Source organism: Streptomyces sp. NPDC021115 (assembly GCF_044333065.1).
GTDB lineage: Bacteria > Actinomycetota > Actinomycetes > Streptomycetales > Streptomycetaceae > Streptomyces.
Genome location: NZ_JBIRQF010000007.1, coordinates 12,689 through 35,234 on the forward strand (window position 1 = coordinate 12,689; position 22,546 = coordinate 35,234).

The 22,546-nt window shown below is 73.0% G+C and carries 19 protein-coding genes; 16 read left to right on the top strand and 3 right to left on the bottom strand.

Annotated features, from left to right (window positions below; translation table 11 throughout):
- The first annotated feature begins 23 nt into the window (after positions 1 to 23).
- Together ACH4TL_RS22445 and ACH4TL_RS22450 are read left to right on the top strand one after the other, a co-directional pair.
- Complete coding sequence (locus ACH4TL_RS22445; protein WP_398317720.1) at positions 24 to 1,148, top strand: glycosyltransferase family 4 protein; 1,125 nt, start codon at positions 24 to 26, stop codon at positions 1,146 to 1,148.
- A gap of 133 nt (positions 1,149 to 1,281) precedes the next feature.
- Positions 1,282 to 2,457, top strand: coding sequence for a glycoside hydrolase family 64 protein (locus ACH4TL_RS22450; RefSeq protein WP_398316834.1), 1,176 nt, complete (start codon positions 1,282 to 1,284; stop codon positions 2,455 to 2,457).
- Between the two features lie 9 nt (positions 2,458 to 2,466).
- Here the strand turns inward: ACH4TL_RS22450 and ACH4TL_RS22455 are convergent, their stop codons facing one another.
- From ACH4TL_RS22455 to ACH4TL_RS22465, 3 genes are read right to left on the bottom strand one after another with little or no spacing between them, the layout of a single operon-like run.
- Positions 2,467 to 4,185 carry a PucR family transcriptional regulator gene (locus tag ACH4TL_RS22455; RefSeq protein ID WP_398316837.1) on the bottom strand — a complete coding sequence of 573 codons (1,719 nt, stop codon included), beginning with the start codon at positions 4,183 to 4,185 and terminating at the stop codon, positions 2,467 to 2,469.
- A gap of 33 nt (positions 4,186 to 4,218) precedes the next feature.
- The gene (locus tag ACH4TL_RS22460; RefSeq protein WP_398316840.1) at positions 4,219 to 4,485 is read right to left on the bottom strand and encodes a hypothetical protein; all 267 of its coding nucleotides are present in this window, start codon (positions 4,483 to 4,485) and stop codon (positions 4,219 to 4,221) included.
- Positions 4,486 to 4,529: 44 nt separating this feature from the next.
- A complete protein-coding gene (locus ACH4TL_RS22465; protein ID WP_398316843.1) occupies positions 4,530 to 6,332 on the bottom strand; it encodes a glycoside hydrolase family 15 protein in 1,803 nt (600 codons plus the stop codon).
- A gap of 494 nt (positions 6,333 to 6,826) precedes the next feature.
- Between ACH4TL_RS22465 and ACH4TL_RS22470 the strand changes: the two genes are divergently transcribed.
- The 14 genes from ACH4TL_RS22470 (at position 6,827) to ACH4TL_RS22535 (ending at position 22,529) form a co-directional block, all read left to right on the top strand.
- The gene (locus ACH4TL_RS22470) at positions 6,827 to 8,482 is read left to right on the top strand and encodes a CTP synthase (RefSeq protein WP_398316846.1); all 1,656 of its coding nucleotides are present in this window, start codon (positions 6,827 to 6,829) and stop codon (positions 8,480 to 8,482) included.
- Positions 8,483 to 8,601: 119 nt separating this feature from the next.
- Positions 8,602 to 9,228, top strand: coding sequence for an NUDIX domain-containing protein (locus ACH4TL_RS22475; RefSeq protein WP_398316849.1), 627 nt, complete (start codon positions 8,602 to 8,604; stop codon positions 9,226 to 9,228).
- Between the two features lie 748 nt (positions 9,229 to 9,976).
- Positions 9,977 to 11,989, top strand: coding sequence for a tetratricopeptide repeat protein (locus ACH4TL_RS22480; RefSeq protein ID WP_398316851.1), 2,013 nt, complete (start codon positions 9,977 to 9,979; stop codon positions 11,987 to 11,989).
- A 264-nt stretch (positions 11,990 to 12,253) separates the two neighbouring features.
- Positions 12,254 to 13,369, top strand: a complete 1,116-nt coding sequence (gene ald / locus ACH4TL_RS22485) for an alanine dehydrogenase (RefSeq protein WP_398317723.1) — start codon at positions 12,254 to 12,256, stop codon at positions 13,367 to 13,369.
- Between the two features lie 543 nt (positions 13,370 to 13,912).
- A complete protein-coding gene (locus ACH4TL_RS22490) occupies positions 13,913 to 14,929 on the top strand; it encodes an AAA family ATPase (protein ID WP_039939394.1) in 1,017 nt (338 codons plus the stop codon).
- Positions 14,914 to 15,510 (top strand): hypothetical protein, encoded by a 597-nt coding sequence (locus ACH4TL_RS22495; RefSeq protein WP_398316854.1) that lies wholly within the window; start codon positions 14,914 to 14,916, stop codon positions 15,508 to 15,510. The genes ACH4TL_RS22490 and ACH4TL_RS22495 overlap by 16 nt, the downstream gene beginning before the upstream one ends.
- Positions 15,511 to 15,579: 69 nt before the next feature.
- Positions 15,580 to 16,728 (top strand): segregation and condensation protein A, encoded by a 1,149-nt coding sequence (locus ACH4TL_RS22500; RefSeq protein ID WP_398316857.1) that lies wholly within the window; start codon positions 15,580 to 15,582, stop codon positions 16,726 to 16,728.
- Positions 16,725 to 17,408: an SMC-Scp complex subunit ScpB gene (gene scpB, locus ACH4TL_RS22505; protein ID WP_398316860.1), complete on the top strand. Its 684-nt coding sequence runs from the start codon at positions 16,725 to 16,727 to the stop codon at positions 17,406 to 17,408. The genes ACH4TL_RS22500 and scpB overlap by 4 nt, the downstream gene beginning before the upstream one ends.
- Positions 17,408 to 18,469 carry a pseudouridine synthase gene (locus tag ACH4TL_RS22510; protein ID WP_398316863.1) on the top strand — a complete coding sequence of 354 codons (1,062 nt, stop codon included), beginning with the start codon at positions 17,408 to 17,410 and terminating at the stop codon, positions 18,467 to 18,469. Before scpB ends, ACH4TL_RS22510 begins: the two co-directional genes overlap by 1 nt.
- Entirely contained in the window at positions 18,466 to 19,491 is a 1,026-nt protein-coding gene (locus ACH4TL_RS22515; RefSeq protein WP_398317726.1) for an ADP-ribosylglycohydrolase family protein, read from the top strand. The genes ACH4TL_RS22510 and ACH4TL_RS22515 overlap by 4 nt, the downstream gene beginning before the upstream one ends.
- A 107-nt stretch (positions 19,492 to 19,598) precedes the next feature.
- Positions 19,599 to 19,961, top strand: coding sequence for a chorismate mutase (gene aroH, locus ACH4TL_RS22520; RefSeq protein ID WP_385442198.1), 363 nt, complete (start codon positions 19,599 to 19,601; stop codon positions 19,959 to 19,961).
- On the top strand, positions 19,958 to 21,043 hold the full coding sequence (locus tag ACH4TL_RS22525) for a prephenate dehydrogenase (protein WP_398316866.1): 1,086 nt from the start codon (positions 19,958 to 19,960) through the stop codon (positions 21,041 to 21,043). Before aroH ends, ACH4TL_RS22525 begins: the two co-directional genes overlap by 4 nt.
- 92 nt (positions 21,044 to 21,135) lie before the next feature.
- The gene (cmk, locus tag ACH4TL_RS22530; RefSeq protein ID WP_398316869.1) at positions 21,136 to 21,852 is read left to right on the top strand and encodes a (d)CMP kinase; all 717 of its coding nucleotides are present in this window, start codon (positions 21,136 to 21,138) and stop codon (positions 21,850 to 21,852) included.
- A complete protein-coding gene (locus ACH4TL_RS22535) occupies positions 21,849 to 22,529 on the top strand; it encodes a lysophospholipid acyltransferase family protein (RefSeq protein ID WP_398316871.1) in 681 nt (226 codons plus the stop codon). Before cmk ends, ACH4TL_RS22535 begins: the two co-directional genes overlap by 4 nt.
- Positions 22,530 to 22,546: the final 17 nt, after the last annotated feature.

Genomic DNA, 22,546 nt, shown 5'->3' on the forward strand with positions numbered 1-22,546 from the left:
GCTCCGCCCGAGTGAGCAGTACCGTGAGCAACACCCCGGTCCCGCCGCACGGGCAGCCGTCGCTGCATGCCGTTCAGGTGTTGGGCCACGGCAGTTCGGGCAGCGGGGTGCATGTGCGGTCGCTGTCGGCCGGGCTGGTGGCGCGGGGGCTGCGGGTGACCGTCTGCGGGCCGTGGAGCGCCGAACAGGGGTACGGGTTCACGGAGGCGGGCGCGCGGTTCGCGCCGCTCGACGGCCGTACGGACGCCGGGAGCATCGCGTCGCTGCGGACGGCATCCGTCGGGGCGGGGCTGGTGCACGCGCACGGGTTGCGGCCCGGTCTGCTGGCCGCGCTGGCGCTGCGCGGCCGGGGCATTCCGCTCGTCGTCACCTGGCACACCAAGCGGGAGGCCGAGGGGCCGCGGGCCCGTGTCGTACGGCTGATGGAGCGGCAGGTGGCGCGGGCCGCGTCCGTGGTGCTGGGCGCGTCGTCGGACCTGGTGGACCGGGCCCGCGACCGCGGGGCGCGGGACGCCCGGCTCGCGCCGGTCGCGGTGCCCGCGCCGCGCCGTGCGCCCGAGGCGGGCGACGGCGCCCGCCAGAAGGCGCGCGCCGAACTGGGCGCGGTGGAGCGGGGGCTGCTGGTCGCGGTGGGCCGTCTGGAGGCCGCCACGGGCCACGGTCCGCTGCTGGACGCGGCGCGCCGCTGGCGCACCCTCGACCCGCCGCCGCTGCTGGCGATCGCGGGGGAGGGGCCGGACCGGGCGGTGTTGCAGCGCCGGATCGACGCCGAGGGCCTTCCGGTGCGGCTGCTCGGCCGCCGGGAGGACGTACCGGAGCTGCTGGCCGCCGCCGATGTGTGCGTGCTGTCCAGCCGCTGGGAGGCGCGCTCGCTGCTGGCCCAGGAGGCGCTGCACGCGGGGGTGCCGCTGGTCGCCACGGCGGTGGGCGGGGTGCCCGAACTGGTGGGGGACGCCGCCGAACTCGTCCCGTACGACGACCCCGACGCGCTGGCCGACGCGGTGATGCGGCTGCTGGCCGACCCCGTGCGGCGCGCGGAGCTGACCGCGGCGGGGCGGGCGCGGACCGCGCAGTGGCCGACGGAGGACGACACGGTGGCCCATGTCCTCAGCGTCTACGACGAATTGGTGCAGACCTTTCTGTGCTAGGGGGTTGACGCCCCTGGTCGTTGATCGGCAGGGTGCTGCGCGGTGGACAAGAGAGCGCTCTCCGGGCGCTTTCCGCGCACCACCGCTTCCCGTCATGTCCCGGCTATCCCCCACTACGCCGAGGAGATTTGTCATGATCACGCGCAGGATGCTGCTGTCCGGAATCGCCGCAGCGGGCACCGGCCTGACGCTCGCCGGCGGCCGCGCCGCCGCGGCGCCGACCGCCGCGCCGGGCTCGGCCCGCGCCGCCGACACGCTTCCCCTCACGGTCGTCAACAAGACCGGCCAGTTCGGCAATGAGTCGATATGGCTCTACATCGTCGGCAACGCCGACAACCAGCAGGTCCGCGTCACCCCCGACGGCAAACTCGCCCCCGTCGCGCTCTCCGACAACGGCGCGGACGGCTTCGCCGACTACGCCATCCCGCTCTCGTCAGGCGGCGACACGAAGCTGACGCTGCCCCGGATGTCGGGCCGGATCTATGTCGCGCTGGGCGACAAGCTCAAGTTCAAGGTGGTGGCGGACGGGGCGGGCAAGGCCGCGCTCCAGTACCCGGCGGGCTGGGTGTCCGGCGACCCGAACTACAAGATCCTGCACGACTGCGCGGAGTTCACCTTCAACGCCTCCGGCATGTTCTGCAACACCACCATGGTCGACATGTTCAGCGTCCCGCTCGCCATCCGCCTCACCGGCGCCAAGGACCAGACGACCGGCGCCCTCAAGGACGGCGCCCGCGCCCGGGTCTTCTCCGATCTGCGCGCGGCCGAGGGCTTCGACAAGCTGGTCATCGGGGACGATCTGCGGGTCATCGCGCCCGGCCACGGCCTGGGCGCCGGGCTGTTCTCACAGGACTACTTCGCGCCCTACATCGACCAGGTCTGGGACACCTACTCCTCGAAGGACCTCAAGGTCACCACCAACGCGGGCACCTTCACCGGCCGGGTCGGCGGCGGCAAGTTCTCCTTCACAGGACCCGCCTCCGTCGCCTTCGACAAGCCCTCCACCAAAGACGTGCTGTTCTGCGACGGCGCCCTCGCCGCGCCCAACGACGGGACGACGGGGCCGGTCGCGGCCATCCTCGGCGCGGGCTTCAACCGCACCACGCTGCACGACACCGCCGCCCAGCCGACGACCGACCCGGCCGCCTTCTACGGGGAGCGGATCACCCACCACTACGCCAAGGCGATGCACGCGGCGACAGCCGACGGCAAGGCGTACGGCTTCGCCTTCGACGACGTGGCCGACTTCGCGTCGTACATCCAGGACACCGCCCCGACCGCGTTCACCCTCACCCTGACCCCGTTCTAGAGCCGGGGATCAGCGCACATGGCGGCGGGCCTGGAGGGCCACCCCCAGGGCGAGCACCGTCTGGGGGTCCTCCAGGTCCGTGCCGAGCAGCCGGGCGATCCGGGCCAGCCGGTCGTACAGCGTCTGGCGGTTGAGGTGCAGCGCGCGGGCCGTCTCCGCCTTGCGGCCCGCATGCCGCAGATACACCTCCAGCGTCGGCACCAGCGGCGGACGGGCCTCCCGGTCGTGGGCGAGCAGCGGGCCGATCACCCGGTCGACGAAGGCGGCCAGATCCCCGTGCTCGCGCAGTCGCCACAGCAACAGGTCGACATCCAGGCTGCGCACGTCGTACCAGTCCCGGTCCGCGAGACCGTGCGCCGCGTACGCGGCCTCCGCCGCGTGCCGCAGCTCGCCGCCGACGCCGTCCCAGCCCGCCGCGAGCCCGGCGATCACCACGGGCGGATGCGCACCCGCGGGACGGTCCGGCCAGGCCCGTTCGACCCCCGCCCGCAGGGCCGTCGCGACGCGCATCGCCACCGCGCCGCGGTCCGCCGCGGTCCGCAGGCCCACCAGCAGCGGCACCCGGCCCTCCGGCAGCCGCACGCCCAGCAGCACCGGCACGCCCACCGCCGCCAGCTCCTCCCGCAGCGCGTGGGCCAGCGCCGCCCAGCCCTCCGCGCCACCGCTCACCGCCACCCCGCCGACGCCGCCGCCGCTCAGCGGATGCGGGTCCGCCGCGAGCCGCATCACCACCGGCAGCAGCGGGCCGTCCCCGGACGGCCGGAAGCCCAGCACCCGCGCCTGCGCGGGCGCGTCCGACGGCTCGACGCGCCCCTCGGCGAGGTCGGTGAGGAAGTCGCCCCGGCCACGCGCCGTCAGCTCCTCCTCCTGGCGCGCCCGCAGCAGCACCACTGCCAGCAGATCGGCGGTCCGCTCGGCGGCGATGCGGTGGACCGGGCCTAGCGGCGCGGCCACCGGCAGCACGGTCAGCCGTGCCCGTACCGCGCCGGGGCCCCGGCCGCCGCCCGGCACATCGGCGGACACGCTGCCCGCCGGAAGTCCCGCCGGAAGCCCCGCCGCAAGCCCGGCCGAGGATTCCGAGGGCCGCCGGTCCGCGTGGCGGGCGCGCAGCCCCTCCCACGCCTGGAGCGGATCGGTGGCGCCGGGGCGTACGCCCACGGGCCCGGCGGCGTACAGCAACCGGCCGTCGGGGGTCTCCAGGAACACCGGGTTGCCCGCGAACTCCGCGAAGTTCCGCAGGATCTCCGGCACCCCGCCGCCCCGCAGCAGCACCTCGGTGCCCTGCCGGTGGACGACGTCGGCCTGCTGGAGCAGGGCGTAGTGCTCGTTGACGATCTCGGTGTGGATCTCCTCGGTGACCGCCACGAACGGCACCTCGCGGTGCAGCTGCACCAGCGGCAGCCCGCACGAGCGCGCCGCGTCGACCACGGCCACCGGGAGCGTACGGAACCGCGGCCCCAGCTCCACCACCAGCGCCGCGATCCCGCGCTCGGCCAGCCGCCGGACGAAGGCGCGCTGCTCGGCGGGGCGCGGCCCGACGCCGAGACCGGTGGTCAGCAGCAGCTCACCGCCCTTGAGGAGGGCGGCGATGTTCGGCGCCTCGCCCGCGTGCACCCAGCGCACCGGGCGGTCCAGCAGCTCGTCCCCGGTCACCACCTCGGGGAGGCCGCGGCGCAGCGCGGGCAGGTCCAGCGCCCGCGCCACGGTGATCGTTCCTTGTGCTTCCATCCGGTTCCGGCCGTCGATCGCGCTCAGAGGTACTCAGGACCGCCCGTCGTCCGCCCGCAGCCGCCGCGCGGTGTCGATGTCCCGCTGAAGCGCGCTGAACCGGGGCGGTTCGCGGTCGGCGTCCAGCACGACGACGTGCAACGCGTCGCCGTCCCGGACCGGTGCGACGCTCTCGTCCCACCACGAGGGGTGCTTCACCTGGTCGACGAATCCGGTCACGCCGTCCACCTCGACCCTGGCTCCCACGGGAGCCACCGCGACCACCGTCACATCCAGCTCCTGGTGATTGCGGAATGTCACTTCGGCCCTCCGTAAATCGATACCCGACTTCGCCCCTGGGTCGCTCAGCCGCCGTACGCGCCGGAGGCGGTCAGCCGCAGGGCGGTGTCGATCAGCGGGACATGGCTGAACGCCTGCGGGAAGTTGCCCACCTGGCGCTGGAGGTTCGGGTCCCACTCCTCGGCCAGCAGGCCCAGGTCGTTGCGGAGCGCGAGCAGCTTCTCGAAGAGCCTGCGGGCCTCGTCCACCCGGCCGATCATCGCCAGGTCGTCGGCGAGCCAGAACGAGCAGGCGAGGAACGCGCCTTCGTCGCCCTCCAGGCCGTCCACGCCCGCGTCCTCGCCCGCGGTCGGGTAGCGCATCACGAAGCCGTCGGAGGTCGACAGCTCGCGCTGGATCGCCTCGATGGTGCCGATGACCCGCTTGTCGTCCGGCGGCAGGAAGCCCATCTGCGGGATGAGCAGCAGCGAGGCGTCCAGCTCCTTGGAGCCGTAGGACTGGGTGAAGGTGTTGCGCTCGGCGTCGTAGCCCTTCTCGCACACGTCCCGGTGGATCTCGTCGCGCAGATCCCGCCAGCGGTCCAACGGGCCGTCCACATCGCCCGATTCGATGAGCTTGACGGTGCGGTCGACGGCGACCCAGGCCATCACCTTGGAGTGCACGAAGTGCCGGCGCGGGCCGCGGACCTCCCAGATGCCCTCGTCGGGCTCGTCCCAGTGCTCCTCCAGGTAGCGGATCAGCTTGAGCTGGAGCACGCTCGCGTAGTCGTTGCGGGCCAGGCCGGTCATATGGGCCAGGTGCAGCGCCTCGGTGACCTCGCCGTAGACGTCCAGCTGGAGCTGGCCCGCCGCGCCGTTGCCGACCCGGACCGGCTGGGAGCCCTCGTAGCCGGGCAGCCAGGTCAGCTCGGCCTCGGACAGCTCGCGCTCGCCCGCGATGCCGTACATGATCTGGAGGTTCTCCGGATCGCCCGCGACCGCGCGCAGCAGCCATTCGCGCCAGGCGCGCGCCTCCTCGCGGTAGCCGGTGCGCAGCAGGGAGGACAGGGTGATCGCGGCGTCCCGCAGCCAGGTGAAGCGGTAGTCCCAGTTCCGTACGCCGCCGATCTCCTCGGGCAGCGAGGTGGTGGGCGCCGCGACGATGCCGCCGGTGGGGGCGTAGGTGAGCGCCTTGAGGGTGATCAGCGAGCGGACCACCGCGTCCCGGTAGGGGCCGTGGTACGTGCAGTGCTCGACCCACTCCCGCCAGAACGCCTCGGTCGCCTCCAGCGCGGTCTCCGGCTCGGGCAGCGCGGGCGGCTCCTTGTGCGAGGGCTGCCAGCTGATGGTGAAGGCGATCCGGTCGCCGGGGGCCACCGTGAAGTCGGCGTAGGTGGTGAGGTCCTTGCCGAAGGTGTCGACCTCGGTGTCCAGCCACACCGAGTCGGGACCGGCGACGGCGACCGTCCGCGAGTCCACCTTGTGCACCCACGGCACGACCCAGCCGTACGAGAAGCGCATCCGCAGCGCGGAGCGCATCGGCACCCGGCCGCTGACGCCCTCGACGATCCGCACCAGCTGCGGGGCACCGTCGCGCGGTGGCATGAAGTCGATCACGCGGACCGTGCCGCGCGGGGTGTCCCACTCCGACTCCAGTACGAGCGAGTCGCCCCGGTAGCGGCGGCGGTCGGCGGTCGGCGGCTCGCTCCCGGCGGCGTGGGCGGGGCCCAGTCGCCAGAATCCGTGCTCCTCGGTGCCCAGCAGACCGGCGAAGACGGCATGGGAATCGAAACGCGGCAGGCACAGCCAGTCGACCGTCCCGTCCTTGCAGACGAGGGCGGCGGTCTGCATATCCCCGATGAGTGCGTAGTCCTCGATACGCCCGGCCACGTGCTTTCCCCTGTTCGACGGCCGTACTGCCCCTTGCGGGTGTCCTTACGGTCTCCGGAAATATTGGACGAGCTCTGGTTCCGGGGGCGTGCTGGTGGTGCCGTGCCGGGGCTCGTAGCGTTTCGTCCGAGCAGGATACGACGCGGGACAGTGATCCGCTTGAGCCCGTCCATATCGTGGCTCGCGTCACGACCCCCGATCGGGTGGCCGGTCACGGCCGCCGCCCGGCGCCGGCGAGCGGTACGCGTACGGGGCGTGGCCGCCGCGCTACGCGAGGTGACCCGGGATGGTGTGCGGGTGGCGCGGACATGGCGTGGGTGAGACGGGGCTCCAGCGGCCGCCCCGGGGCACTGATACCCTGGTAGCCCGTGGAGCGGCGGGCACCAAACCCCCGAACCTCAGCGACGGCGCCCCCGTGAAAGCGGGCCGGCTGCCGGACCGCACCCTTACGACGCGACCACGGGAGCCCCCTTTTGGCCATTGCCGCTAAGCCCATGACGACCAAGCACCTCTTCGTCACAGGGGGTGTCGCTTCCTCACTCGGCAAGGGCCTGACCGCCTCCAGCCTCGGTGCGCTGCTCAAGGCGCGGGGTCTGCGGGTCACCATGCAGAAGCTCGACCCGTACCTGAACGTCGACCCGGGCACGATGAACCCGTTCCAGCACGGTGAGGTGTTCGTCACCAACGACGGCGCCGAGACCGACCTGGACATCGGCCACTACGAGCGGTTCCTCGACGTCGACCTCGACGGCTCCGCCAACGTGACCACCGGCCAGGTCTACTCCAGCGTGATCGCCAAGGAGCGGCGCGGTGAGTACCTGGGCGACACCGTGCAGGTCATCCCGCACATCACCAACGAGATCAAGCACCGCATCCGGCGCATGGCGACCGACGACGTGGACGTCGTCATCACCGAGGTCGGCGGCACCGTCGGCGACATCGAGTCGCTGCCCTTCCTGGAGGCCGTCCGCCAGGTCCGCCACGAGGTGGGCCGGGACAACGTCTTCGTCGTGCACATCTCGCTGCTGCCGTACATCGGCCCGTCCGGCGAGCTGAAGACCAAGCCCACCCAGCACTCGGTCGCCGCCCTGCGCAACATCGGTATCCAGCCGGACGCCATCGTGCTGCGCGCCGACCGCGAGGTCCCCACCTCCATCAAGCGCAAGATCTCGCTGATGTGCGACGTCGACGACGCCGCGGTGGTCGCCGCCATCGACGCCAAGTCGATCTACGACATCCCCAAGGTGCTGCACTCCGAGGGTCTTGACGCCTATGTCGTCCGCAAGCTGGACCTGCCCTTCCGCGACGTGGACTGGACCCAGTGGGACGACCTGCTGAAGCGGGTCCACCAGCCCGACCACGAGGTCACGGTCGCGCTCGTCGGCAAGTACATCGACCTGCCGGACGCCTATCTGTCCGTCACCGAGGCGCTGCGCGCGGGCGGGTTCGCCAACAACGCCCGCGTGAAGATCAAGTGGGTCACGTCCGACGACTGCAAGACCGCCGCCGGTGCCCGGCAGCAGCTGGCGGACTGCGACGCGGTCTGCATCCCCGGCGGCTTCGGCGACCGCGGCGTCATCGGCAAGGTCGGCGCGATCACCTATGCCCGCGAGAACAAGATCCCGCTGCTGGGTCTGTGTCTCGGCCTCCAGTGCATCGTCATCGAGGCCGCGCGGAACCTGGCGGGCATCTCCGGCGCCAACTCCACCGAGTTCGAACCGGCCGCCACCGACCCGGTGATCTCCACCATGGCCGAGCAGCTGGACATCGTCGCGGGCGAGGGCGACATGGGCGGCACCATGCGGCTGGGCATGTACCCGGCCAAGCTCGCCGAGGGCTCGATCGTCCGCGAGGTCTACGACGACCAGCCGTACGTCGAGGAGCGCCACCGCCACCGCTACGAGGTCAACAACTCCTACCGCGGTGAGCTGGAGAAGAAGGCCGGGCTCGTCTTCTCCGGGACCTCCCCCGACAACAAGCTGGTCGAGTACGTCGAGTTCCCGCGCGAGGTGCACCCGTACCTCGTCGGCACCCAGGCCCACCCCGAGCTGCGCTCCCGCCCGACCCGCCCGCACCCGCTCTTCGCGGGCCTGGTGAAGGCGGCAGTCGAGCGACTCACCGCTGGTCAGGGGCGGACCGCCGAGGGCTGACCGATACGGTTGACGGGGGGCGCGGGCGGTTCAGGCCCCCGCCCGCATCCCCCGCTCGACCGCATGGTCAACTCGACCGCATGGTCAACCGCACGCTGAAAGGACGCTGAGGCTGAGCAATGGGTATCCAGGACACTCCCGAGGAGTGGCGGACCGTCGCCACCGCCACGCCGTTCACGGGCAACAAGACGAGCGTGCGCACCGACGAGGTCGTCATGCCCGACGGCACCACCGTCAAGCGTGACTACCAGGTCCACCCCGGCTCCGTCGCCGTCCTGGCCCTCGACGACACCGGCCGCGTCATCGTCCTGCGCCAGTACCGGCACCCGGTCCGGCACCGGCTCTGGGAGATCCCGGCCGGACTCCTCGACGTCCCCGGCGAGAACCCCCTGCACGCGGCGCAGCGCGAGCTGTACGAGGAGGCGCACGTCAAGGCCGAGGACTGGCGCGTGCTGACGGACGTCTACACGACGCCCGGCGGCTGCGACGAGGCCGTGCGGGTCTTCCTCGCGCGGGAGATCTCGGCGGCGGACGGTGAGCGGTACGAGGTCTCCGAGGAGGAGGCCGACATGGAGCTGGCCCGGGTGCCGCTGGACGAGCTGGTGCGTGCCGTGCTGGCCGGTGACCTGCACAACAACTGCCTCGCGGTGGGCGTCCTGGCGCTGCACGCCGCGCTGACGGGCGACGGCGTGGACGCCCTTCGCCCCGCCGACGCCCCCTGGCCCGCCCGCCCCTTCGAGGCGTAGCGCCTGGGTTTTGCCGGGTGCGCCTGGGTGCGCCTGGGTGCGGCTTTGTGGGTGGGTGCGCCTGGGGCGTGTGGGTGGTGCCGGGTGCGGGGCCTCCGGGGCAGGGCCCTGGACTCGTATATTTTTGGCGCCGGTGCCCGGAGACGTGGGGTGGGCCGGGAGTAGGCGCCGCAAATACACGTCATCGTCCAGGACCCCACCCCTGCGACCCCACCCCCTCCCGTCGCGTCGGCGGCTCCCTGCTGGTGGCTCGGGGCCGGGTCGCTTCCGGTCCGCCCGGTGGGGCGGGCGCCGGGCGGGGGTGGGATGCGGCCCCGGCCCCTCCCGTCTCGTCGGCGGCCGCGGCCCGGTGGTCCGCGATCCCACCACGCGGGTGGACCAGGGCAGACGTGGCCCGCCCCGCCCCGCAGATGGTCCCAGCTCCCGGCCCGCCACTGGCGGGCGGCTGGGGCGTCGGTGCCTCGCGCCCCGCGTCGTTGGCCGGGCGGCCCGTGCCTCATTCGTCGGACGGGGCCACCGCACATGTTCTATCCCTCCCGCCGACTGGCCATTCCTCTCGGGGGCCGGGGTGTCCCCGGGTAGGGGCGGCGGTGGGGAGAGGACCCGTCGCACCATCCGATGGGGTGATTTTCGGTCCGGATCACCGGCCCGGAGTGCCCGGGACCTGACGCGGAGTGAACTACGCTCGTACGCACCCAGACCGCAGCCGCGGCGGGCACGTATGCGCAGGTGGACGGGAGTGGGGCCCGTGGCGGAGCAGGCGGTCGACACCGACGGGGAGCCCCTGGGCGAACCCGCGGACGGGGATGCGGACGGGGTGCCTCCGGCGCGCGGGGCGGGCGACGGCGGGGTGTGGAGCGGGGCGACGCGCGCCGTGCTGTTCGCGGCCGCGGCCACCGTGGGCCGGGGGTTCGCGGGCCGCCGCCGGGAACTGCTGGCGCTGCGGGCCGACATCGACCGCGCCGGACTGGACACGATCGCGGGCCGCAAGGCCGCCCGCTGCCGGGTGCTGCTGATCGCGGGGCGCCCCGGCTGGGGCCGTACCGCGCTGGCCGAGGAGCTGGCCCGGCGGCTGGCGGACGACTACCCCGACGGGGTGCTCAAGGCCCGCCTGATGACGTCCGCCGGCGACCCCGTGCCGACCGAGCGCACCGCCCGTGACCTGCTGGTCCGGCTGGGGGTGACCGCCCCGCCCGGGGCGGACGAGGACGAGCTGGGCGAGATGCTGCGCGGCGCGCTGGACGGCAAGCGGGTCCTGCTGCTGCTCGACGACGTGGCGGGCGCCGAGCAGGTGGACGCGCTGTTGCCGGACGAGCCCGGCTGCCTGGTGGTCGCGGTCTCGCGGGGCCCGCTGACCGGCGTGCCGGACGTCCGTCCGTGCACTGTGGGCGGGCTGGACGTGAGCGCGGCGGTCGGGGTGCTGGCACAGTACGCGGGGCCGACCCGGATCACCTGCGATCCGGTGGCCGCGCAGACCCTGGTCGAGGAGTGCGCGGGGCAGCCCGCGGCGCTCGTGCTCGTCGGCGGCTGGCTCGCCGCCCGGCCCAAGGACTCGGTGGCCGACGTCATCGAGCGGCTGCGCGAACTGCCGCCGTCCGAGGGGGACGTGGACCGCGGCGTCCGCCCGCTGGCCCGCGCCTTCCGGCTGGCGTACGGTTCGCTGCCCCCGGCGGCGGCCCGGATGCTGCGGCTGCTGTCGCTCGCGCCCGCTGGGTCGGCCGACGCGCACACCGCGTCCGCGCTGGCCGGGTGTTCGCTGGCGGACGGCCGGGCGGCGCTGGAGGGCTTCGCCGCGTACGGGATGCTGCGGCCGCGCGAGGAGGAGCGGTACGAGCTGCCGGGGTGCCTGGACCCGCTGCTGCGCGCGCTGCTGGAGGCGACGGAGCGCCCGGCGGAGGTGGAGCTGGCCCGGGCGCGGATGCTGGAGCGCACCGTACGGCAGCTGCACGCGTGCCGGTTGGCGACCGAGCCGCCGGGGTCTCCGGCGCGCAAGAAGCTGGCGGCGCTGCCGGGGTCGCTGCGGTTTCCGTCGGCGGAGGCGGCGGGGCGGTGGCTGGAGAGCCGGTTGCCCGCGCTGGTCGAGGCCGCGCGGGTGGCCGTCGAGGCCGGTGAGGTCGACACCCTCGCCCGGCGGCTGGTGGCGGCGCTGACCCACGCGCTGACCGCGCACCGGGGTGCGGAGGGCGCGGCGCCCGAGCTGTACGGGCTGCACCAGCTGGTGCTGGACGTGGCCAAGCGCCGCGATCTGCCGGTGGAGCGGGCGGCGGCGCTGCTGAACCTGGGCGATCTGGACGCGGGCGCGGGCCGGATCGACACGGCGCTCGCCCGCTACAAGGGCGCGCTGGAGGCGGCCCGGGAGGCGGACGATCCGTATACGACCGGGCGGGCCCTGGAGTCCATCGGCGGGACGTACCAGGAGCTGGAGGACTGGAGCCGGGCCGCCGACTGGTACGGCCGCGCCCTGGAACTGCGGCTGAGCCGCCGTGACTTGGCGGCGGAGGCCCGGGTGTACGCCCGGCTCGGCACCGTACGCGGCTATGCGGGCCGGTGGGCCGAGGCGCTGCGCGACTGGCGGGCCGCCGCGGCCGCCTGCCGCCGGGCCGGGGACCTGGAGGGGTACGCGCGGGCGCTGAGCGGTACGGCGAAGGCGCAGGAGAAGACCGGCCGGTCGAAGGAGGCGCTGCGCACCTGGGCGGAGGCGGCCGCGGCGTCGCGGCGGGCGGACGAGTGGGCCAGGTCACGGCAGGGTGAGAGCCCATGACCTTGGGGGGCCACAACCCCCGCGACTGAGGGGAGATCGCGAGTCGACCTACGAAATCAGTGGTGGTCTCGCGAAAGATTAAAGCAATGCAAGGCTAGACAGCGCGACGTCCTTCATTACACTGGCTGTACCCGCGCTCGCTGCGGTTGTCCTCGGCATGCGGACATGCTCCGTTTTGCTGGTCTATGGCCGGTCCCGGCCGGTCTATGGCCGGTTGTGGCCGGTCAAGCCCTTAGTCCCCCCATATCAAGGACCGTGATCGACGTGAAGGTCGGTATCCCCCGCGAGGTCAAGAACAACGAGTTCCGTGTGGCCATCACCCCCGCCGGTGTGCACGAGCTGGTACGTAACGGCCACGAGGTCTTCGTGGAGCAGAGCGCCGGTCTGGGCTCCTCCATCACCGACGAGGAGTACATCGCCGCAGGCGCGGGCATCCTGGCCACCGCCGACGAGGTCTGGGCCACCGCCGACCTGCTGCTGAAGGTCAAGGAGCCGATCGCGGAGGAGTACCACCGGCTGCGCAAGGACCAGACCCTCTTCACCTACCTCCACCTCGCCGCGTCCCGCGCCTGCACCGACGCGCTGCTGGAGTCCGGCACCACCGCCATCGCGTACGAGACCGTCGAGGCCGCGAACCGCGCGCTGCCGCTGCTCGCCCCGATGTCCGAGGTCGCGGGCCGGATCGCGCCGCAGGTCGGCGCGTACCACCTGATGCGCTCGGCCGGTGGCCGCGGCGTGCTGCCCGGCGGCGTCCCCGGCGTGGCCGCCGGCCGCGCGGTCGTCATCGGCGGCGGCGTCTCCGGCTGGAACGCCGCGCAGATCGCCATCGGCATGGGCTTCCACGTGACCCTGCTCGACAAGGACATCAACAAGCTGCGCGAGGCCGACCGGATCTTCGGCAACAAGGTGCAGACCATCGCCTCCAACGCGTACGAGCTGGAGAAGGCGGTCCTCGAGGCCGACCTCGTCATCGGCGCGGTGCTCATCCCCGGCGCCAAGGCGCCCAAGCTGGTCACCAACGAGCTGGTGTCCCGCATGAAGCCGGGAAGTGTCCTTGTCGACATCGCCATCGATCAGGGCGGCTGCTTCGAGGACTCCCGTCCCACCACCCACGCCGAGCCGACCTTCACGGTCCACGAGTCGGTCTTCTACTGCGTCGCCAACATGCCGGGCGCGGTGCCCAACACCTCCACCCACGCGCTCACCAACGCCACGCTCCCGTACATCGTCGAGCTGGCCAACCGCGGCTGGCGCGACGCGGTGCGCCGGGACGCGGCGCTGGCCAAGGGGCTCAACACCCATGAGGGCCAGGTCGTCTACGGCCCTGTCGCCGAGGCCCACGGGCTGCCCTCCGTCGAACTGGCCTCGCTGCTCGGCTGAGGCCGCGCGGCCGGTCAACTCCGGGCGACGGCAGGTCAACCAGAGCCGTCAACATCAGGTCAACACCGAGCATCCGGCCGGGTCTTGTCGCGAGGCGGGACCCGGCCGCGGGCGTGTCCGGAACGCCCCGGATCAGGCCCGGCCCGGCACTCGCTCAACTCGCCCTGAATGTAACTATCCAGACGCTTTGGGGGGTGGTGGAATCTCCGCGCCGCCGTCCATACGCCCTTGACATCGGGGTGTTCGATTGCCGACACATCGTGCCGTGTCCGGTGGATTGTGTTGCTGAGGACCGCCGACACGCCATAGAGTCGCCAACCGTCGGCATGGTGTCACGCTGACCTATCGAGAAATTTCCTGGTCACCAAGGAGGTAGGACGACTTGTGAATGAGTCGACATTTTCTCCCGGGGGTGGTCAACCAGGACCGGCTGCGCGGGGCCAGGGCCCCTCGGGGCTGGAGGCTGTCGGCTCCGTCGCTGTCCGTACCTTCGCAACCCACCAGAGCGTGACGAGCATGACGACAGCCCACCAGAGCCACAGCATGGACGGCCATCACGTGAACGCCATGGCCGGCGACCAGGGGGGCAACGAACCCGCCCGCTTCGCCGACTACGACGACCTGCCCGACGGGCACTTCTACGACCCGGACGCCGAATACGAGCCCGATCCCGAGTACGCGGCCACCCTGGCCCCCGACGCGGCCCGCCAGCGACGCGAGCGCATCGGCCCCACCGGGCGGCCGCTGCCGTACTTCCCGATCCCGGGACCGCTGACCGACCACGGCCCCGCGAAGATCATCGCGATGTGCAACCAGAAGGGCGGCGTCGGCAAGACCACCTCCACCATCAACCTGGGTGCGGCCCTCGCCGAATACGGGCGCCGGGTCCTGCTCGTCGACTTCGACCCGCAGGGCGCGCTGTCGGTCGGCCTCGGCGTCAACCCGATGGAGCTGGACCTCACCGTCTACAACCTGCTCATGGAGCGGGGCATGTCCGCCGACGAGGTGCTGCTGAAGACGGCCGTGCCCAACATGGACCTGCTGCCCAGCAATATCGACTTGTCGGCCGCCGAGGTGCAGCTCGTCAGCGAGGTGGCCCGCGAGTCCACGCTCCAGCGGGCGCTCAAGCCGCTGATGGCGGACTACGACTACATCGTCATCGACTGCCAGCCCTCGCTCGGCCTGCTCACCGTCAACGCGCTCACCGCGGCGCACAAGGTGATCGTGCCGCTGGAGTGCGAGTTCTTCGCGCTGCGCGGTGTGGCGTTGCTCACGGAGACCATCGAGAAGGTCCAGGAGCGGCTCAACCCCGACCTGGAGCTCGACGGCATCCTCGCCACGATGTACGACTCGCGCACCGTGCACAGCCGTGAGGTCCTCGCCCGTGTGGTCGAGGCGTTCGACAATCACGTCTACCACACGGTCATCGGCCGTACGGTCCGCTTCCCGGAGACCACGGTCGCCGGTGAGCCGATCACCACGTACGCGTCCAACTCCGTCGGTGCCGCCGCCTATCGCCAGCTCGCCAGGGAGGTGCTCGCCCGGTGTCACGCCGAGTGAGTCTGCCGGGAGCCGACGAACTGTTCCGCACCACGGGAGGGATGGGGCTCCAGTCCTCCTCGCCCGCGTCCGGCCGCCGCCAGGCGAACGGCGAGACCCCACGGGTGCCCGCCCCCGCCACCGAGTCCGACCCGGGCGGCGGCGAGTCGGCGCCGGGCGGCGCACCGGCCGACAACGGCGAGCAGTCCGGCGCGGCCGAGCACACGGGCCGTGAGGCCACGCCACCGGACGCGGGCGGCGGACGCCCCGCCGCGGCGGCCGCGGCCGGGGAACGGCCCGCCAAGGGCCGCCAGGCGTCCGACGGCACCTCCCCGCCCGCCCAGGGCGGCCCCGCCCGCCGCCGGGCCCGCGCGGCCAACCGGCGCCCCAGCGGGCGCGAGCGCCACGACGAGAAGATCACGGTCTATGTCTCCGCCGAGGAGCTGATGGACCTCGAACACGCGCGACTGGTGCTGCGGGGCGAACACGGACTCGCGGTCGACCGCGGCCGGATCGTCCGCGAGGCGGTCGCGGTCGTCCTCGCCGACCTCGAATCGCGCGGCGACGCGAGCATTCTGGTGCGCCGCCTGCGCGGCCGCTGACCTGGCCGGGCGATACCCTGCCCGGATCGCGGGCTGACCGCCCGGCCCTGCGCACCACCCTGGACCGCGATGCCGACCAACGACCGCCCGCACCGCCGCCGCCCCCTGGGCCAAGGCCCCGGCACGCCCCGCCCCGCGGCGGCCCCGGCCCCGGCGGAGCCCGAGGCCGCCCCGGCCCATGACGCGCCGAGCACCCCGGTGGAGCCCGCGTCGGTCGAGCCGGAGGCGGCACCCCAGGAGGCGGGCGTACCCGCCGATCCCGCCGAGCCAGCGCATGAGCGGGCGGGGGCCGGGGACGACGGCGGCAGCGCGGACGTACGGCCCTCCTCCGCCGCGCGGGACCACGGGGGCCAGGCCGAGGACGGCGAGGCGGGCGAGGCGGCCGAAGAGGCCAACGGCACCTTCACCGTGCGGCTGGACAACTTCGAGGGGCCCTTCGACCTCCTCCTCCAGCTGATCTCCAAGCACAAGCTGGACGTCACGGAGGTCGCCCTCTCCAAGGTCACCGACGAGTTCATGTCGTACATCCGGGCCATGGGGCCGGACTGGGACCTCGACCAGACCACCGAGTTCCTGGTGGTGGCGGCGACCCTGCTCGACCTCAAGGCGGCGCGGCTGCTGCCCGCCGCCGAGGTGGAGGACGAGGCGGACCTGGCGCTGCTGGAGGCGCGGGACCTGCTGTTCGCGCGGCTGCTCCAGTACCGCGCGTACAAGCGGATCGCGGACATCTTCAACGACCGGCTGATCGAGGAGGCCCGCCGCTACCCCCGTACGGTCGGCCTGGAGCCGCACCACGCCGAGCTGCTGCCCGACGTCGTCATCCGGGTCGGCCCGGAGGGGTTCGCGAAGCTGGCCGTCAAGGCGATGCAGGCCAAGCCCAAGCCCCAGGTGTACGTCGACCACATCCACGCCCCGCTGGTGAGCGTGCGGGAGCAGGCGGACGTGGTGGTGGGGCGGCTGCGGGAACTGGGGGAGGCCAGTTTCGCCGCGCTCACCGAGGACGCGCCGGACGTGCTCACCGTCGTCGCCCGCTTCCTGGCGCTGCTGGAGCTGTACCGGGAGCGAGCGGTCCTGCTCGACCAGTCGGAGGCGCTGGGGGAGCTCATGGTGCGCTGGACGGGCGCGGAGGACGGACAGCGGCCGCTGGTCACCGATGAGTTCGACCAGGAGTCCCAGCCGCGGAAGCGACAGGCAGAGGCACAGGAGGCACGGACATGACCGAGCCGGAAAGCGGGCCGAAGGCCGAGACGGAGCTCTCGGAGGTCGCGGCGCTCGACCTCAAGCCCGCGCTGGAGGCCGTCCTCATGGTCGTCGACGAACCCGCCACCGAGGAGCACCTCGCCAAGGTGCTGGACCGCCCGCGCCGCGTGGTCGCGGACGCGCTGCGCGAGCTGGCGGACGAGTACACGGTGCAGGGCCGCGGCTTCGAGCTGCGGCTGGTCGCGGGCGGCTGGCGGTACTACACCCGGCCCGCGTACGCCGCGGCCGTCGAGGGCTTCGTCCTGGACGGCCAGCACGCCCGGCTCACGCAGGCCGCTTTGGAAACCCTCGCGGTGGTCGCGTACCGTCAGCCGGTCAGCCGTTCCCGCGTCTCCGCCGTCCGCGGCGTCAACTGCGATGGCGTGATGCGCACCCTTCTCCAGCGCGGGCTGGTGGAGGAGGCGGGCACGGAACCCGAAACAGGTGCGATCCTGTACAGGACGACGAACTACTTCCTGGAGCGGATGGGCCTGCGCGGCCTGGACGAGCTTCCCGAGCTGGCCCCGTTCCTCCCCGAGGTGGACGCGGTCGAGGGCGAGTCCCAGGAGGGCGTGCCCTCGTTCGACCCGGACGCACCGGACACAGACGTAACACCCGTAGACGCAGACGACAGCAGCCACTCTCAGACGGAAACTTGATGCGAAGCAGCGGCAGGAACAGCAGGGGCAGCGGTAGCGGCGGCAGCGGCAGCAGCGGCGGCAAGAACTACCGGGGGGCCGGGAACGGGCGCGACGACAAGCAGAAGCGCACCGGTCGCCCCCGCCCCGAGGAGCGCCGCTACGACGCGGGCGCCCCGAAGCAGAGCGGCGGCGGCCCCCGGGGCGGCGCGGCCAAGAGCGGCGCCCCCAAGGGCACCGGCGGCCGCCGGAAGCCGACCGCCCCGGCCCGCCCGCGCGAGTACGAGGCCCAGATAGAGGAGCGGAACCGGGCCCGCCACAACAAGCCGCAGACCAAGCTGCCCAAGACCTTCGGCGAGCAGGACGGCGAGCGCCTCCAGAAGGTCCTGGCCCGCGCGGGCATGGGTTCGCGCCGCGCCTGCGAGGACCTGATCGACCAGGCCCGGGTCGAGGTCAACGGCAAGATCGTCACCGAGCAGGGGCTGCGCGTCGACCCGGAGAAGGACGAGATCAAGGTCGACGGGCTGACCGTCGCCACCCAGTCGTACCTCTTCTTCGCGCTGAACAAGCCCGCCGGTGTGGTCTCCACCATGGAGGACCCGGACGGCCGCCAGTGCCTGGGCGACTACGTCACCAACCGCGAGACCCGGCTCTTCCACGTCGGCCGCCTCGACACCGAGACCGAGGGCATCATCCTGCTCACCAACCACGGCGAGCTGGCCCACCGCCTCACCCACCCCCGCTACGGCGTCAAGAAGACCTACCTCGCCGCCATCCAGGGCCCCCTGCCCCGCGATCTCGGCAAGCAGCTCAAGAACGGCATCGAGCTGGAGGACGGCTACGCCCGCGCGGACCACTTCAAGGTCGTCCAGAACACCGGCAAGAACTACCTCGTCGAGGTCAGCCTCCACGAGGGCCGCAAGCACATCGTCCGCCGCATGCTCGCCGAGGCGGGCTTCCCGGTCGACAAGCTGGTCCGCACCGCCTTCGGCCCCATCTCCCTCGGCGACCAGAAGTCCGGCTGGCTCCGCCGCCTCACCAACACCGAGGTCGGCATGCTGATGCGCGAGGTCGACCTCTGACCGCGCCGGCCAAGCGCCCGGCGACCGGATCCCTGCTCGGACTGGCGCTCGGTGACGCCCTCGGCTTCCCGACCGAGTTCAACGACGTGCCGTCGATCCTCGCCAAGTGCGGACCGTGGCGCCAGATGGAGCTGCCGGGGCATCCGGGCACCGCGTACGTCACCGACGACACCCAGATGACCCTGGCGCTCGGCCGCGGACTGCGCACGGCGATGGAGCGTGGCTATCTCGCGCCGCTGCGCTTCGCCCGGCCGGTGCGGGAGGAGTTCGTCGAGTGGTGGCGCTCGCCGGACAACAACCGGGCGCCCGGTAACACCTGTCTGCGGGCCTGCCATCTGCTCAGCCAGGAGGAGCGCCCCTGGGCGGAGGCGAGCCAGGTCGGCTCCAAGGGCTGCGGCGCCAACATGCGCGTCGCGCCCCTCGGGCTGGCGCCCGGGCTGACCGGCGACCAGCGGGCGGGGGCGGCGCAGCTCCAGTCCGCGCTCACCCACGGGCATCCGACCGCGCTCGCAGCGAGCGAGCTGACGGCGCACGCGGTGTACGTGCTGGCGCGGGGCGCCCGCCCGGCCGAGCTGCCCGGGCGCTTGCGGGCGTACGCCGAGGAGAACCGCACCCGCTACCGCGAGGACTGGCTGGGCGACCTCTGGCGGCACTCCCACGACCCCTCGCCCAAGACGTTCATGGCACGCGGCTGGGACGACTGCCTGGGCGTCCTCGACCGGCTGGACGACGCGCTGCGCGCCCCCGACCCGGAGGCCGATCCGTGCCTGGCCACCGGCGCGGGCTGGATCGCGGAGGAGGCGCTGGCCACCGGGCTGCTGTGCTTCCTGCTCCTTCCCGAGGAGCCGGTGCTCGCCCTGCGGCGGGCCGCCTGCTCCTCCGGCGACTCGGACTCGATCGGGTGCCTCACCGGCGCCTTCGCCGGTGCGTATCTCGGCGCCGAGGCGTGGCCCGCCGAGTGGACCGGGCGGATCGAGTACCGGGAGGAGCTGCTGGCGCTGGGCTCCCTCTGGGACGCGTGAGCAAGCGTGGGTTTCGGGCTGGTTAGGCTGATCGGGGACACTGGGGACGCGTACGGCGCGGGGAGACGCGTCGGCGCGCAGGCACAGCACGCGCAGGGAGCACAGACGTGGCGGTACGAGCGGTCCGTGGGGCGGTCCAGCTGGAGCGGGACGAGGCGGGGCACATGCGGGAGCAGGTCTCCGAGCTGATGACCGCGATCCTGGAGCGGAACAGCCTGGTGCCGGACGATCTGATCAGCGTCTGGTTCACCGCCACGCCCGATCTGCACAGCGACTTCCCCGCGGTGGCCGCGCGCAAGCTGGGGATCACCGATGTGCCGCTGATCTGCGCGCAGGAGCTGGACATCGCCGGGGCCATGCCGCGGGTCGTCCGGATACTGGCGCATGTTGAGACCGACCTGGCCAAGACCGACGTCGCCCATGTGTACCTCGGCGCCGCGGCGGCCCTCCGCAAGGACATCGCCCAGTGAGAACAGCCCTCGTCATCGGTACCGGACTGATCGGTACCTCCGCCGCGCTCACCCTCGCGGGCCGCGGCATCCATGTGCACCTCGCCGACCACGACGCGGACGCGGCGCGGACCGCGGCGGCGCTCGGGGCGGGGACGCAGGAGGAGCCGGACGGGCCGGTGGATCTGGCGATCGTCGCCGTGCCGCCCGCGTACGTGGCCCGTACGGTGGCCGACGTGCTGCGCCGGGGCGTGGCGCGGGCGGTGCTGGACGTGGCGAGCGTCAAGGGCGGGCCGCGGCGCGAGCTGGAGGAGCTGGGCTGCGACCTGACCCGGTACATCGGTACGCATCCGATGGCCGGGCGGGAGCGCTCCGGGCCGCTGGCCGCCACCGGGGATCTGTTCGAGGGGCGGCCGTGGGTGCTCACACCCGGCGCCGACACCGACACCGAAGTGCTCAATCTCGCACTGGAGCTGGTCGCGCTCTGCCGCGCCGTGCCCGTGGTGATGGACGCCGACGCGCACGACCGGGCCGTGGCGCTCGTCTCGCACACCCCGCACCTGCTCTCCAGCATGGTCGCGGCGCGGCTGCGGGACGCCGACGAGACGGCGGTGCGGCTGTGCGGCCAGGGCATCCGCGATGTGACGCGGATCGCGGCCTCCGACCCGGCGATGTGGATCGACATCCTGTCGGCCAACCCGGGGCCGGTCGCCGACGTGCTGGCCGCGGTCGCCGCCGATCTGGACGAGACGGTACGGGCGCTGCGCGCGCTCCAGTCGGCCGACGACGCCAAGCGCGGCGGGGGAGCGGCCGGTATCGAGGACGTGCTGCGCCGCGGCAACGCCGGGCGCGAGCGGGTGCCGGGCAAGCACGGCGCCGCCTCGGCCGTCTATGAGACGGTGACGGTGCTCATCGGTGACCAGCCGGGCGAGCTGGCCCGGATCTTCGCCGACGCGGGCCGGGCGGGCGTCAACATCGAGGACGTACGGATCGAGCACGCCACCGGCCAGCAGGCGGGCTTGATCCAGCTGATGGTGGAACCGGCCGCCGCCCCGGGCCTGACCAAGGCCCTCCGCGAGCGGGGCTGGTCCATCCGGCAGTGACGTCCGGCAGTGACCGGGAGCCTCGGATGAGCCAGTAACCTTGTCCGGGGCTCAACCAAGCTCCGTTCAACCCAGCCCCGTGCATACGAAAGGTGTCTGTCACCGTGGAAACCGCCGCCCGGACCGCCCCGGCAGCAGTGATTGTCGCGATCGACGGCCCCGCAGGCACGGGCAAGTCCAGTACTTCCAAGGCCGTCGCGGCCAAGCTCGGCCTCGGCTACCTGGACACCGGCGCCCAGTACCGGGCGATCACCTGGTGGATGGTGAACAACGGCATCGACGTCGAGGACGCCGTCGCCGTGGCCGACGCCGCCCGCAAGCCGGTCATCGTCTCCGGCACCGACCCGGCCGCCCCGACGATCACCGTCGACGGCACCGACGTCGCGGGCCCGATCCGCACCCAGGAGGTCACCTCCCGGGTCAGCGCGGTCAGCGCGGTTCCCGAGGTGCGCCAGGTGATCACCGAGCTTCAGCGGACGATCGCCACCGAGGCGCCCCGCGGCATGGTCGTCGAGGGCCGGGACATCGGCACCACCGTCCTCCCGGACGCCGACCTCAAGGTCTTCCTGACCGCCTCCGCCGAGGCCCGGGCCGCCCGCCGCAGCGGGGAGCTGAAGGGCAAGGAGGCCGCCGACCTGGCCGCCACCCAGGCGGCGCTCGCCAAGCGGGACGCCGCCGACTCGGGCCGCAAGGCGTCGCCGCTGGCCAAGGCGGACGACGCGGTCGAGGTGGACACCACCGACCTCACCCTCGACCAGGTCATCGAGTGCGTGGTCACGCTGGTCGAGGAGAAGCGGGCCGCCGCATGACCGCCACCGCCGACGCGGCGCTGCCGAGCGAGGCCGGCGCCGCGGTGGGACGCCGGATCGGCATCGGCCTGATGTACGGGCTGTGGCGGCCGCGGGTGCTGGGCTCGTGGCGGATCCCGTCCGCCGGGCCCGTCATCCTGGCCGGGAACCACTCCCACAACGTCGACGGGCCGATGATCATCGGCACCGCGCCCCGCCCGGTGCACTTCCTGGTCAAGAAGGAGGCGTTCGTCGGTCCCCTGGACCCGTTCATGCGCTCCGTCGGCCAGCTGAAGGTGGACCGGGAGAGTGCCGACCGCACCGCGATCACCCACGCGCTGGGCGTGCTGGAGCGCGGCGGGGTACTGGGGATCTTCCCCGAGGGCAGCCGCGGCGCGGGCGACTTCGCGTCGCTGCGCTCGGGGCTCGCGTACTTCGCGGTGCGCTCCGGCGCACCGATCGTGCCGGTGGCCGTGCTCGGCACCGGCGAGCAGCGGCGGCCCGACGGGCGGCCGCGGGCGCTGCCGAGGCTGCGCAGCCGCGTCGACGTGGTCTTCGGTGACCCGTTCCAGGCGGGGGACGGCAGCGGCCGGCGGACCAGGTCGGCGCTGGACGAGGCGACCGTGCTCATCCAGAAGCGCCTGGGGGAGCACCTGGGGAGCGCCCGGCGGCTCACCGGCCGCCACGACGAGACATAGACCCGCGCGCCCACCGG